Below are 13,339 nucleotides of genomic sequence, written 5' to 3'. Positions count from 1 at the left end.
CTCATTTGTTGTAGGGGTCGGCCGCATCGCGCAGGCCGTCGCCGAGAAGGTTGAGCGCCATCACGGCGACCACGACGGCACAGCCCGGCATGAAGAGCCATGGCGCGGTGGCGATCGAGCGAATGTTCTGGGCCTCGCGCAGAAGCACGCCCCAGGAGATGGTCGGCGGCTGCAGACCGAGCCCCAGGAAGGAGAGAGAGGTTTCGGCAAGAATCATTGCCGGCACCGCAAGCGTGATCGACGCGATGATATGGCTGGCAAAGCTTGGCAGCATGTGGCGAAAGATGATGCGTCTTTCGCGAACGCCGTCGAGCCTGGCGGCGGCGACAAATTCCTCGGTGCGCAAGGACAGAAAGCGGCCGCGCACGACGCGGGCGAGCTGCGCCCAGCCGGTCAGCGACAGGATGATCGTGATCATCATATATTGTAGCGTCGCAGGCCAGTCCTGCGGCAGGGCTGCGGCCATCGCCAGCCAGATCGGGATCGTCGGCAGCGACAGCACGAAATCGATCACCCGCTGCAGGAAGAAATCGATGCGGCCGCCGTAATATCCCGAGATGCCGCCGAGCACGATGCCGAGCATCAACGAGAAGAAGACGCCGACGAGGCCGATCGACAACGAGATCTGCGAACCCTGCACCGTTCGGCTGAAAACATCGCGCCCAAGCCTGTCGGCGCCGAACAGAAGCAGCGGCGTCGTCTTGTCGGGCGAGGCGATCAAATGGATGTTGGTCCTGAACAGGCCGAACACCGAATATTCATAGCCGCGCCCGAAAAACTGGACGTCGACACGTTTTGTCGTGTCTTCCTTGTAGATGGCGGCCAGCGTTTCCGGATCGCGGGCCAGCTTCATCGGATAATAATGCAGGCCGAACGAGAACCCGTTCTCAGTATCGATCAGATGCAATTTCTGCGGCGGGTGAAAGGTCGCCCGCGCATTTTGCAGGTACGGGTCGTTGATGGCGAAGAAGCCGGGAAGCAGGGCAACGATATACATCAGCACAGTGACGACAAGCGCCACCATGGCCAGCCGGTGCCGGCGGAAAGCCCACCAGATGAGCTGCCACTGCGATGCAACGGCGGCGCGATCCGGGGGAATGTTTGTAACGGTGATGTCGGCCACTTGGGGCTCCTATTCCAACCGGATGCGGGGATCGACCAGCGCAAGCAGGATGTCGCTGATCAGAGAGCCTATCAGCGTCAGCGCGCAGATCAGCAGGACGAAGGCGCCTGCGAGATACATGTCCTGAGCCATCAGCGCCTGCAGCAGCAAAGGTGCCGCCGTCGGCAGATTGAGGACGATGGCGACGACGACCGAGCCGGAGATGAGGTTGGGCAGCAGCCAGGCAATCGTCGAGATGAACGGATTGAGGGCGATCATCAGCGGATATTTCATCAGCAGCCGGAACTCTGAGAGACCTTTTGCCCGTGCCGTGGTGACGTATGGCTTCGGCAATTCATCGAGCATGTTGGCGCGCATGACGCGGATGAGGCTCGCCGTCGAGGAGACGGCAAGGATGATGACGGGAAGCCAGAGATGCGAGAAGAGATCGACCATTTTGGCGAAGCTCCAGGACGCGTTCTCGTATTCCGGCGAAAAGAGCCCGCCGACATCCTGTCCGAATTCGACCGCCGCGACATACATCAGCACCAGCGCCAGCAGGAAGGACGGAACGGCCAGGCCGAAAAAGGTGAAGGCGGTGAAGAAATAGTCACCGATCGAATATTTGCGCACGGCGGAATAGACGCCGATCGGCAGCGCGATCGCCCATGTGGCGATCAATGTCGACAGAGCCAGAACGAGCGTCAGCGCCATGCGCTCCCAGATCAGGTCGGAGACCGGCTGCTGCCATTCGAAGGAGATGCCGAAATCGCCGCGCGTGAGAATGCCCCATATCCATTTGAAATATTGGACGAGCATCGGGTCGCCGAGGCCGAAGCGCTCGCGCAATTGCGCCGCCGTGTTCTGATCGACGATCTCGTTGGAGGCTGCCAGCGTCGCAATATAGGTCGTGACATAATCGCCCGGCGGCAGCTGGATCAGCACGAAAGCCAGGAAGCTGACGGCAAACAGCGATGGGATCATCCATAGGAAGCGTTTGGCGATGAAGACCAGCATGAGGCGCCTCTTGCATTGAACGCCGCCTTCCGGGCCTTGTCGGCCGTCACGACCGGCAAGACTTCTCGGAGAGCGAACTGAAAGAAAGCGCCGCACCTGATGGTACGGCGCTTATGACGAAAATCAGCTCGTGAAGGTGAATTGCTGCGGCATTGCCGGACCGGGATTGGGCCAGGACCAGCTATCCGGCTCCTTCTCGGGAACATTGCGCAGATTGTTGCGGATGATGCCGAAACCGCCGACGGCAAGGCAAAGGCCGACGGTCTCGAACTCCTCGGCCGCGATGTCGAAGATCTGCTTCATGATTGCGCCGCGCTTGTCGAGATCGGCCGTCGAACGCGCTTCATCGAAGAGCTTCATGCGCTTCTTCTGGCTTTCTGGCGGTTCTTCGCCGCGTGCGCCGTTGGAGGTGTACCAAAGCGTCCACGGAATGGCGTAACGCGAACCCTGCGGATGGAAGGCGAAGAAATCGCGCGGATCGAGCATCGGATCGAGACCGCCAGGACCTGGCCACACCGCCGCGTCATGGGCGTTGTCGTCGCCGCGGGTGTAATAGAGCGCCCGCTCGATCGTGTTGACCTTCATGTCGACACCAATCTGAGCCCAATGCGCCTTGACCAGTTCCAGGGCATCGACGAGGTCGGGATAGAGCGTCGGAATGACGTCGATCGAGAAGAACACCTTCTGGCCGTCGGGCCGGAGGCGGAAACCGTCGCCGCCTTTCTTATAGCCGGCCCCATCGAGCATCGCGCCTGCCTTGTCGGCGTCGAATTCGGTGAATTGGCGCGCGTATTTCTCGTTATACCAGGGATGGGTCGGACGCGGCCCGGCCTGATAGGGCTCGCTCTGTCCGAAATAGACGATGTCGATGAGCTCCTGACGATTGATGCCGATCGAGAGCGCTTGCCGGAACGCCTTGTCGGCAAACATCTTGCGCATGGCAGGATCTTTGTGGGTGATGTTGAAGTAGATCTGGCACTGTTGCGAGGCCGAAGGCACGAGCGTCAGCAGCCGATAATCGCCCTTTTCCATGTTCTTGGACAGCGTCGGCTTGTTGGCGAGAACGCTGATGTGGCGTTCCTGGATGTCGATTTTTCCAGAGATGACGTTCAGCATCAGCGATTCGACGTCCTGCGAGATGCCGAAGTTGATTTCATCGATGTAGGGGAGCTGGTTGCCCTCGGTATCGACCTGCCAGAAGTAAGGATTACGGGTCATGACGACGCGCGTCGCGCCGCCGGCATAGGGCTCTTTGACCACCCATGGATCGAGCGTCGGCTTGTCGACATTCCCCCATCGCGATGGGATCTCGATGTCGCCGCAACGGCTGCGGAACAGCTCCGTCCAGCTGGTGACGCCGGCCTTCTTCGCATCGGCCTCGATATTGGGATTATATTTCGGCAGGAACTGGCTGCAATAATGCTTCGGGAACAGCGTCGGATGCTGGCCAAGCGGCGTGGCGAGGTTTTCCAGATAAAGCGCATTGGCAGCGGCAAAGGTGAACTTTACGGTGTAATCGTCGATCTTCTCGACGGTGACTGGCTTGCCGGCGACGGCAAGCTGCGCCGGTGTCGAGCTGTAGAGCTCGGTGTTCTTGACGCAGTCTTCGATCGCGAAAACGACGTCATCGGCCGTAAAGGGATGACCGTCCGACCAGCGCACGCCTTCGATGAGATGGAACGTGAATTGTGTTGCGTCGTCGCTGACTTCCCAGCGCTCGGCAAGGTTCGGCTGCACGGCGGTAAAATCGAGATTCCAGCGCACAAGGCTCTGGTTGCCGACCATACGCAGGATGCCGTTATGGTCGGATGAACCGCGAAGGCCGCGGCGCAGCGAACCGCCATAGGTGCCGACTTTCTCGAATGGCGTCACGACCATCGGCTTTTTCGGCAGGCGCTCGGCGAGCGGCGGCAGCTTTCCATCCTTGGCGAGTTGGGCAAGTGCCGGCGCTTCACCACCTGCGGCAGACACGCGACCGGCGATAGACAGCGCCGCGACACCAGCCATGCCACCAAGCACGGCGCGGCGGGTGACGCCACGCGACAGTATTTCTTTGGCCATCGAATTCCTCCCTTTTGTACCGGCGCAGCCTTTGCACCGGCTGATGCGTCGGGCTCCCGACCCGACGCTGACGCCCTCCTCGGCGCGACGAGCGAAACCATAGACACGTTCTCAAATGATTACAAGAGTTGACAGATAATTACAAATTTTGTAGCCATGCAGCATTGAAACGCCATGTTGCGCCGCCGAAATGCGACCAACAAGACCAAAAACGTTAAATCTGTCAGATGCTGTGCACCGCCTTGAACATCATGGCCGGCGACAGCCACGGCGCACGCGGCGTTGAGAGAAAAGGACCATGGTGACATTCGCGGTCGATGCCGGTTCGAACAGGGGCGCAACGCGCTTCAGCGACATCATCTACGAGAAGATCGTGGGGATGATCGCCGACGGCAACTTTCCGGTGAACGAACGACTGCCGCCGGAGACGAAGCTGGCCACTGATTTCGGCGCATCGAGACCCGTCGTGCGCGAAGCGCTCGAACGCTTGAGAGCCGATGGGTTGGTCGTTTCGCGCAAAGGTTCCGGTTCCTATGTCAGGCAAAGGCCGGATTCGTCGATGCTGAAAATGGTGCCGGTCGGCTCCTTGGCCGATGTCCAGCGGTTCTTCGAATTTCGCGCCGGTCTCGAAGCCGAAGCGGCTGAGCTTGCGGCGCGAAACTGGCAACCGGACGACAGGGAGCGGATAATGGCAGCGCTTCTTTCGATCGAGCAATGCTTGCGCGATGGGGAGCTTGGTGCCGAGGAGGACCAGGCTCTGCATGATGCAATTGCCATGGCGACCGGTAACCAGTTCCACATCACCATGCGCGAGTGGTTCAAGCCGCATTTCGCCATCGGGCATTCCGTTACGCGAAGCTTGAGCCTGAAGCGGACGCCGGAACAGATCCGCAGCGTCCAGGATGAGCATGCGGTGATCGTCGAGGCGATCTTCGCGCACCGGGAAACCGAAGCGCACGATGCGATGAAGAAACACATACTGAATGCTCGCGCCCGCATGTTCCAGGGCGTTTGAGCGATAATGGGAGGAGAGACGATGAAACGGGTCGCTGTGACGGGTGCTGCCGGACGTGTGGGGACGCTGCTGCGCCCGCTTCTTCGGTCGCATTTCGAGCACCTCAGCCTGATCGATTTGCAGGAGCCTGACGGGCTTGGCGAAAACGAGACTTTCGTCAGGGCCGACTTTACAAAGCTCGACGAGGCGACGGCTGCGCTGAAGGATATCGACGGCGTCGTCCATTTGGCAGGTATCGCAAGCGGCATCGACATGAACGCCATTCTGCATGCGAACGTGCTTGGGACATACAATCTCTACGAAGCGGCGCAGATCAACAAGGTCCAGCGGGTCGTCTATGCATCGAGCAATCATGCCACGGGCTTTTATCCGCGCGGCCAGCTCGTGTCGCCGCTCGACCCGATGCGCCCCGATAGCCCCTATGGACTTTCCAAATGCTGGGGCGAACTTGTGGCGGGGCTTTATTACGACACGTCAGGCATTCGCTCTCTTTCCATCCGCATCGGCAATGCGGGCACCTATCCCAATAGCGAACGATCGGTTGCGATCTGGATCAGCGCGCGAGACCTGGCGCAATTGGTCAGGATCGGCCTGTCGCACCCGTTGATCGCAGCAACAGTGGTCTACGGCGTTTCGGACACCGAAGAGATGTGGTGGGACAACGGTCTGGCGGCACGATTGGGCTACCAACCACAGGACCGGCCGCGTGATCACGCCCGCATCGAAGAGGGATCCGAAGGGCCGGTCGCGCTGGCGTTCCAGGGAGGCGGGTTCTGTGAGATCAATCACGACGGCACCATCCGCATGCGCGACGCCGAGGGTCTGGCCAAGAGCCTGGAGACGGTTGAATGACGGCGCCTCGGATCATCCGCCCGGACGTCCGCTCCGTGAGCGAGCAGCCGCTGACGGTCGGTGAATCGCCGGTATGGGACGACGAGACCGGCACTTTGTGGTTCGTCGATATTCTGGCGCCAGCACTCGTTCGGCTCTCGGCTTCAGGAAAGAACGACCGCTTTGAGATGCCGGCCGCCATCGGCGCGCTCGGGCTTTGCCCCGATCAAAGGATCGTCGTGGCGCTCCAGACAGGCGTCCATCTCTTCGATCCCGTCTCCGGAGATTTCGAGTTTGTGTCCGATCCGGTCGGACGCGACATCAATTGCCGCCTCAACGATGGAAAGGTCGGTCCTGACGGGCACTTCTGGATCGGCTCGATCAGCGAATCCAAGCCACAGATCGATGAGGCCGCACTTTTCCGCGTGGGCGCCGACGGCAGCACCCGGACCGTGGCCACGAAACTGACGAGCTCCAATGGCCTTGCCTGGTCGCCGGACGGCCGGCGGATGTATCATTCCGACAGCCGGCAATGCTTCCTGCAGGCATTCGATTTCGATCCTGATACGGGCGACCTCGGCGATGGGCGCCGGCTTCGCAGCTTCACGGAAGACGAGGGTCGGCCGGATGGAGCGACAACCGATCGTGACGGGTTCTACTGGAGCGCCGGGGTTTCCGCCGGTCGCCTCAACCGAATTTCGCCTGAAGGCGACATCGTCGAAATCTACATTCTGCCGGTCGCTGCACCGACGATGCCGTGTTTCGGGGGGCCGGATCTGCGCACCCTCTTCGTCACGTGCCTGTCGACAGACCGCACCGGACGTTTCGAGGCGGGGAAGGTCATCGCCTTCGACGTGGATGCAGAGGGCCTGCCGCCGTTTCGCTTCGGGGATCATCCCGTGGGATGACAGCGTGCCGATCACCCTTCGGGTGACGGCGGATTGATGGAAAGATAACGGGGAAGAAAGATGAGCATCGCAACCATGCGCAGGGCGCTTACAGGCGTATCGGGTGTTCCCGTCACCGCCTATGACGGCAAAGGTGAAGTCGAACCACGGATCACGGCGAAAGTCTATGAGCGGGTGGCGGCAGCCGGCATTCACAACATCGTCGCTGCCGGCAATACCGGGGAATTCTATGCTCTGACGCCGCAGGAAATCAGGATCGTTCATGAGGCGGCGGTTTCAGGCGTCAACGGCAAGGCGCCGGTGACGGCGGCAATCGGCCGGTCGCTGCGCGAGGCGATCGGCATGGCGAAAGATGCGGCGACGATCGGCGCATCCGCCGTCATGTCTCATCAGCCCGTCGATCCTTTCGCAGCACCTTCGGCCCAGATCGACTATTTCTGCAATCTTGCGGATGCTTCCACCCTGCCGCTCGTCGCCTATGTCCGGGCAGAAGGTTTCGGCGTCGACGATATCATTCGTCTCGCAAACCACGGCAATATTGCCGGCATCAAATTTGCCACGACCGATCTGATGCTGCTTTCCAGAGCGATCGCTGCGGCCGATCCGGCCGGCGCACTGTTCGTCTGCGGCCTGGCGGAGAGTTGGGCGCCGACATTTACGGCTGCGGGTGCGCGCGGCTTCACATCCGGCCTCGTCAATGTTGCGCCGCATCTGTCGCTTGCCGTTCACAATGCGCTCGAAAGAGGAGACTTCGGCGCGGCCAGGGCTATCGTCAACCAGCTTGAACCATTCGAGCGGATGCGGACGAAATTCCGCAATGGCGCGAACGTGACTGTCGTCAAGGAGGCCGTCACCTATTCCGGCCTCGATGTCGGCCCCGTGCGCGTGCCGGGATTGCCGCTGCTCGATCGGCACGATCGCGAGGAACTCCATCGGCTGCTTCAACGCTGGGATGCCGCCGGTAACAACCAGATCGATCCACACCAGCAGGATTCCGCAAAGGCGGCCGGCTGAGTTCAACACGAGCGCGGCTCAACTTTTCATGGAAGCGCAGAGCCGCTCTAACCCTTTGTTTTTACGCAATTTCGCACGGAACATCGCTTCGCACTTTTCCTGGAATTGCTCTATTTCCGCCAACAACAGGATTGGGAGGTCTTGAGATGCTGAGACAAGTACTGACAACGATCGCAATTACCGGCGCCATGATGACGGCGCAGCCCAGCTTCGCGGCGTCGCCGCCCAATATGCTGGTGATCGGCACCAATCTCACCGGCATAAGGACGCTCGATCCGGCGCAGAACAATGCCCGCACGGTTTCCGAACTGATCTCGAATATTTACGACAACCTCGTGCAGCTGTCGCCGGACGACCTTAAAACGCTGAAGCCGATGCTCGCGAAGCAATGGAGTGTCTCGGCGGATGGCAAGATCATCACGCTGACATTACGCGACGACGCGGTCTTCCAGAGCGGCAACAAGGTCACCGCCGAGGATGCGGCCTGGTCGATCCAGCGCGTCATCAAGATGGGTCAGGTCGGCTCCACCGACATCGCGCTCTGGGGTTTCACGCCTGAAAACGTCGAAAAGCTCGTTCGCGCAAAAGACGAACACACGCTCGAGATCGAGCTGCCGCAGGCGGTCAATACCGATCTGGTGCTCTATTCGCTGGCGGGCTCGTCGATCGGCATCGTCGACAAGAAGACGGTACTGTCGCACGAGGCAAACAGCGATTTTGGCGGCGCCTGGCTTTCCGCCAATTCCGCCGGCAGCGGCCCATTCAGCCTGGCGCAGTGGCGGCCGAACGATGTCGCGATCTTCAATGCCCAGCCGAAATATTGGGGCGGCAAGCCGGCCATGGCCCGTGTCGTTGCCCGTCACATCCCGGAATCCGGCAATCTCCGGCTTCAGCTCGAAGCCGGCGACGTCGATGTCGGCCAATATGTTTCAAGCGGCGACCTCGATGCGCTCGCCACCAAGAAGGACATGGTCATCGAGAATGTCCCGGGTCTCGGCTTCTACTATATCGCCCTCAATCAGAAAGACCCGGATCTGCAGAAGCCAAAGGTTCGCGAGGCCTTCCAGCATGCCTTCGACTGGAAAGCGATCTCCGGCAACATCATGCGCTATACGGGCTTTCCCTGGCAGTCGATGATCCCGCGCGGCATGATCGGCGCTCCCGGTGAGGCGGCGGTCCGCTACGATTACGATCCCGCCAAGGCCAAGCAGTTGCTGGCGGAAGCCGGATATCCCAATGGCCTGAAGAAGGTGCTCAATCCGTCGGGAGCCGCGACCCTGCCCTTCGCCGAAGCGCTGCAGGCGAGTGCGCGCGCCGCCGGCCTTGATCTCGATCTCGTGCCCGGCGAGTTCACGCCCGCCTTCCGCGAGCGCAAATTCGAAGTGCTGCTCGGCAATTCCGGCGCCCGCCTGCCCGATCCCTTCGCGGTCGCCACGCAATATGCCTTCAACCCCGACAATAGCGACGAGGCACGCCTCGGCAGCTATTACCTCTGGCGCACGGGCATGAAGGTGGACGAGCTCAACACGCTCATCGACCAATCGATGAAGGAGCGCGACACGGAAAAGCGCACAGACATCTTCAAGAAGATGGATGGCATCTATGCCGGCATGGCTTCGCCGCTGGTCATCTTCTTCCAGCGAACCGACCCCTATGTCATGCGCGCCAACGTCAAGGGCTATCACGGGCATACGACATGGTCGACGCGCTGGCATGACGTGACCAAGGAGTAGAACGCCGTGGCGAGCGCCGATCTGACATCGAAGTCTGAGAGCAGCCGTGGTTCCACGGAGGGCGGGTTCGCCGAGGCGGCCCCGCACCCGGCGCTGAGCCTGCTGCGGCGCCTGGCGGGACGCGTCGTGGCAGTCGTGACGACGCTGCTTGGCCTGCTCTTCCTGACCTTCTCGATGGGCCGCCTGCTGCCCGCCGACCCGGTGCTCGCCATCACCGGGGCGGAGGTCAGCAAGGATGTTTACGATCGCGTCTATAACGAGCTGGGTCTCGGGCAGCCGATCTGGATGCAGTTCCTCTCCTACGTCGGCAAGATCGCCACAGGCGATCTCGGCATGTCGGCGACGACGGGCCAGCCGATCCTCACCGATCTCCTGACAATCTTTCCCGCAACGATCGAACTTGCGATCATCGCCATGATCATCGGGGCGATCGTCGGCATTCCCTTAGGGATCACCGCCGCGGTCAGGCGGGGAACCGTTATCGACCACATTGCGCGGATCGTCGCCCTTGCCGGCCACTCCATCCCGATCTTCTGGACCGGGCTGATGGCACTCTTCGTCTTTTATGCGAAGCTGAAGCTCGTCGGCGCCTCGGGCCGGATCGATGTCTTCTATGAAGGCCTCGTCACGCCGATGACGGGCTTTCTCCTGATCGACGCAGCGATTCAGGGCCAATGGGACGTGTTTTACAACGCCCTTGGCCACATCATCCTGCCGGCCGCCATCCTCGGCTACTATTCCGTCGCCTATATCAGCCGCATGTCGCGAAGCTTCATGCTGGAGCAACTGAGCCAGGAATACATCATCACCGCCCGGGCCAAGGGGCTTGGCACCCGCAAGGTGGTCTGGCGCCATGCATTCAAGAACATCCGCGTACAGCTCCTGACGATCATGGCGCTGACCTTCGGCGGGCTGCTCGAAGGCGCGGTGCTGATCGAGACCGTCTTCGGGTGGCCGGGGCTCGGCCAGTACCTGACGCGGGGGCTGCAGATGAACGACATGAACGTGGTCATGGGTTCGGTGCTGACGATCGGCGCCGTCTTCCTGACGATCAACATCCTGTCGGACTTCCTTTATCGCATTCTTGATCCGAGGACACGGTGACGCCATGACGATCTCCTCTGAGCACGCAGACAGCGTCAACACCGGCGGCCTCCGCAACTGGCTGCTCGCACCGGAGCCTCGAGGCTGGTTCCAGTCATCGGCGCAGCAGATTCATCAAGGCTGGCGGAAATTCAGCCTGCACCCGCTTGGTCTGGCGGGACTGGCCCTTATCCTGCTGCTGATCGCCGTGGCGCTGGCCGCACCCCTGCTGACGAGCTACGATCCGATCGTTCAGGACATGGCCGGGCGGCTTGCCGCGCCATCGGCGAGCCATTGGCTCGGCACCGACAATTTCGGCCGCGACGTCTTTTCCCGGGTGATCTATGGCGCCCGCACGACGCTCTACATCATCATGCTCGTCACGGTCATCGTCGCCCCGCTCGGCCTGCTGATCGGCACCGTCTCAGGTTATTTCGGCGGCCTCGTCGACGAAATCCTGATGCGCGTCACCGATATTTTTCTCTCCTTCCCCGGTCTCGTGCTGGCGCTGGGTTTTGCCGCAGCGCTCGGTCCGGGCATCACCAATGCGATTATCGCGATTTCACTGACGGCCTGGCCGCCGATCGCGCGTCTTGCGCGCGCCGAGACGCTCAGCCTTCGCAAGGCGGATTACATCGCCGCCGTGCGCCTGCAGGGCGCGACATCACTCGCGATCATCACTCGTCACATCCTGCCGATGTGCATTCCCTCGGTGATCGTCCGCGTCACCCTCAATATGGCCGGCATCATCATCACTGCCGCCGGTCTCGGCTTCCTCGGCCTCGGCGCGCAGCCGCCATGGCCGGAATGGGGGTCGATGGCCGCCAGCGGACGTGAATTCATGCTCGACAGCCCCTGGGTCATCGCAGCACCCGGCATTGCCATTGCGCTCGTCAGCCTCGCCTTCAACCTCGTCGGCGATGCGCTTCGCGATGTGCTTGATCCTAGAGGTTCCGAATGACTGACCTGATCGATATTCAGAACCTCGAAATCGCATTTGGCGGCGGACAGGTGCGGGCCGTGCGCGGCGTGAGCTTTTCGCTTGGACAGGAAAAGCTCGGGATCGTCGGTGAATCCGGATCGGGAAAGTCGACCGTCGGCCGCGCCATCATGAAGCTGCTGCCACCGACCGCGATCGTCAATGCCGAGCGGATGCGGTTTCGCGACGTCGATCTGCTCAAGGCGAACGAAAAAACGATGATGATGATCAGGGGCCGGCGGATCGGCCTGATCCTGCAGGACCCGAAATATTCGCTCAATCCCGTCATGCGGATCGGCGAACAGATCGCCGAGACCTACCGCTTCCATCATCCGAGGGTGAGCAAGAGCAAGACCTACAGGCAAGCGCTCGATATGCTCGAAGCCGTCCAGATCCGTGATCCCGAGCGTGTTGCCCGCCTTTACCCGCATGAAATCTCGGGTGGCATGGGTCAGCGGGCGATGATCGCCATGATGCTGATTGCCGAACCCGAAGTGCTGATCGCCGACGAGCCGACGTCAGCGCTCGACGTGACGGTGAGGCTCGAGATCCTGGCACTGCTCGACGAGCTCGTCTTGCGGCGCAATCTCGGGCTGATCTTCATCAGCCACGACCTCAATCTCATCCGGAATTTCTGCGATCGCGTCCTCATCATGTATGCGGGGCGGGTCGTGGAAGTGCTCGAAGCGCGCGATCTCGACAAGGCCCGACATCCTTATACGCAAGGATTGCTGGCATCCCTGCCGACGATCGAAGATCCCCCTGCCCGGCTGCCGATCCTTAAACGAGATCCGGCCTGGCTTGAAGAATTCGCATTGGAGCCGCCGCGGTGATTAAAATCGACAATCTTACGGTCCGTTTCGGACCCGGGCAGCGGCCTGTCGTTCGAGACGTAAGCTTCGCCATCGAAAAGGGAACTGCTTTCGGTCTGGTCGGCGAGTCCGGCTGCGGGAAGTCCACTGTCTTGAGGGCGCTTTCCGGCCTCAACGCCAACTATGACGGCCGGATCGAGCTCCACGGCGAGCCGTTAAGTCAACAGCGCAGCCGGCCATTCTTCCGCCGGGTGCAGATGGTGTTCCAGGACCCCTACGGATCCCTCCATCCCCGCAAGACCATCCGCTCGCAGCTGAAAGAACCGCTGCGCAACCAGGGCCTCGATACGAATTCCGTCGACGTCAACGCCGTCCTGAGATCGGTCGGCCTCGATCCGGCGCTGAGCTACCGATTTCCGCACCAGCTCTCCGGCGGCCAGCGCCAGCGCGTGGCCATCGCCCGCGCGCTGATGCTGAATCCGGACGTTCTGCTTCTCGACGAACCGACATCGGCGCTCGACGTGTCGGTTCAGGCCGAGATCCTCAATCTCCTCCAGGATTTGCGCGTCAATCGCGGTCTGACCTATCTGCTTGTCAGCCATGACCTCGCCGTCGTCTCGCACATGTGCAGCCGCGTCGCCATCATGGAAGCGGGCGAGATCGTCGAACAAGTCGATGTCGGCGCCCTCCGAAGAGGTGCGGTCGAACACCCCTACTCGCAACGCCTGCTGCGCGCGAGCCGGATGTACGGGAGGGCGTAGCTGTTGGTCGGTACGGCCCTGCC

12 protein-coding genes are annotated in these 13,339 nt (G+C 61.2%); 9 read left to right on the top strand and 3 right to left on the bottom strand.

The genetic code is table 11. The features are described 5' to 3' along the window. Position 1: 1 nt before the first annotated feature. The 3 genes from AC25BC_RS27445 to AC25BC_RS27435 all read right to left on the bottom strand — a co-directional run bounded on the left by AC25BC_RS27445 (position 2) and on the right by AC25BC_RS27435 (position 4,180). Positions 2-1,123 carry an ABC transporter permease gene (locus tag AC25BC_RS27445; protein ID WP_003562630.1) on the bottom strand — a complete coding sequence of 374 codons (1,122 nt, stop codon included), beginning with the start codon at positions 1,121-1,123 and terminating at the stop codon, positions 2-4. A gap of 9 nt (positions 1,124-1,132) precedes the next feature. Then, on the bottom strand, positions 1,133-2,119 hold the full coding sequence (locus tag AC25BC_RS27440; protein WP_003562632.1) for an ABC transporter permease: 987 nt from the start codon (positions 2,117-2,119) through the stop codon (positions 1,133-1,135). Between the two features lie 123 nt (positions 2,120-2,242). Next, the gene (locus AC25BC_RS27435; protein WP_128439739.1) at positions 2,243-4,180 is read right to left on the bottom strand and encodes an ABC transporter substrate-binding protein; all 1,938 of its coding nucleotides are present in this window, start codon (positions 4,178-4,180) and stop codon (positions 2,243-2,245) included. A gap of 301 nt (positions 4,181-4,481) precedes the next feature. Here AC25BC_RS27435 and AC25BC_RS27430 point away from each other — a divergent pair, with 301 nt between their 5' ends. The 9 genes from AC25BC_RS27430 (at position 4,482) to AC25BC_RS27390 (ending at position 13,316) form a co-directional block, all read left to right on the top strand. Further along, the gene (locus AC25BC_RS27430; protein WP_128439747.1) at positions 4,482-5,195 is read left to right on the top strand and encodes a FadR/GntR family transcriptional regulator; all 714 of its coding nucleotides are present in this window, start codon (positions 4,482-4,484) and stop codon (positions 5,193-5,195) included. Between the two features lie 21 nt (positions 5,196-5,216). Beyond that, entirely contained in the window at positions 5,217-6,047 is an 831-nt protein-coding gene (locus AC25BC_RS27425) for an NAD-dependent epimerase/dehydratase family protein (protein ID WP_128439738.1), read from the top strand. Continuing rightward, positions 6,044-6,934, top strand: a complete 891-nt coding sequence (locus tag AC25BC_RS27420) for an SMP-30/gluconolactonase/LRE family protein (RefSeq protein ID WP_128439737.1) — start codon at positions 6,044-6,046, stop codon at positions 6,932-6,934. Before AC25BC_RS27425 ends, AC25BC_RS27420 begins: the two co-directional genes overlap by 4 nt. A 60-nt stretch (positions 6,935-6,994) precedes the next feature. After that, positions 6,995-7,948 carry a dihydrodipicolinate synthase family protein gene (locus AC25BC_RS27415; protein WP_128439736.1) on the top strand — a complete coding sequence of 318 codons (954 nt, stop codon included), beginning with the start codon at positions 6,995-6,997 and terminating at the stop codon, positions 7,946-7,948. Positions 7,949-8,094: 146 nt separating this feature from the next. Then, positions 8,095-9,681, top strand: coding sequence for an ABC transporter substrate-binding protein (locus AC25BC_RS27410; protein ID WP_003562644.1), 1,587 nt, complete (start codon positions 8,095-8,097; stop codon positions 9,679-9,681). Between the two features lie 6 nt (positions 9,682-9,687). After that, positions 9,688-10,785: an ABC transporter permease gene (locus tag AC25BC_RS27405; protein ID WP_012755516.1), complete on the top strand. Its 1,098-nt coding sequence runs from the start codon at positions 9,688-9,690 to the stop codon at positions 10,783-10,785. A gap of 4 nt (positions 10,786-10,789) precedes the next feature. Further along, positions 10,790-11,725, top strand: a complete 936-nt coding sequence (locus AC25BC_RS27400; protein WP_128439735.1) for an ABC transporter permease — start codon at positions 10,790-10,792, stop codon at positions 11,723-11,725. After that, a complete protein-coding gene (locus tag AC25BC_RS27395; RefSeq protein WP_128439734.1) occupies positions 11,722-12,576 on the top strand; it encodes an ABC transporter ATP-binding protein in 855 nt (284 codons plus the stop codon). The genes AC25BC_RS27400 and AC25BC_RS27395 overlap by 4 nt, the downstream gene beginning before the upstream one ends. After that, the gene (locus AC25BC_RS27390; RefSeq protein WP_128439733.1) at positions 12,573-13,316 is read left to right on the top strand and encodes an ABC transporter ATP-binding protein; all 744 of its coding nucleotides are present in this window, start codon (positions 12,573-12,575) and stop codon (positions 13,314-13,316) included. The genes AC25BC_RS27395 and AC25BC_RS27390 overlap by 4 nt, the downstream gene beginning before the upstream one ends. Positions 13,317-13,339: the final 23 nt, after the last annotated feature.

Source organism: Rhizobium sp. WSM409 (assembly GCF_057653825.1).
This window is presented reverse-complemented; position numbering and strand designations above follow the sequence as displayed.

What these genes read in the sequence shown, in the direction of transcription:
- AC25BC_RS27400 (WP_128439735.1), top strand. Translation starts at nt 10,790, where the DNA reads ATGACGATCTCCTCTGAGCACGCAGACAGCGTCAACACCGGCGGCCTC.
- AC25BC_RS27420 (WP_128439737.1), top strand. Translation starts at nt 6,044, where the DNA reads ATGACGGCGCCTCGGATCATCCGCCCGGACGTCCGCTCCGTGAGCGAG.
- AC25BC_RS27435 (WP_128439739.1), bottom strand. Translation starts at nt 4,180, where the DNA reads ATGGCCAAAGAAATACTGTCGCGTGGCGTCACCCGCCGCGCCGTGCTT.
- AC25BC_RS27425 (WP_128439738.1), top strand. Translation starts at nt 5,217, where the DNA reads ATGAAACGGGTCGCTGTGACGGGTGCTGCCGGACGTGTGGGGACGCTG.
- AC25BC_RS27440 (WP_003562632.1), bottom strand. Translation starts at nt 2,119, where the DNA reads ATGCTGGTCTTCATCGCCAAACGCTTCCTATGGATGATCCCATCGCTG.
- AC25BC_RS27410 (WP_003562644.1), top strand. Translation starts at nt 8,095, where the DNA reads ATGCTGAGACAAGTACTGACAACGATCGCAATTACCGGCGCCATGATG.
- AC25BC_RS27395 (WP_128439734.1), top strand. Translation starts at nt 11,722, where the DNA reads ATGACTGACCTGATCGATATTCAGAACCTCGAAATCGCATTTGGCGGC.
- AC25BC_RS27415 (WP_128439736.1), top strand. Translation starts at nt 6,995, where the DNA reads ATGAGCATCGCAACCATGCGCAGGGCGCTTACAGGCGTATCGGGTGTT.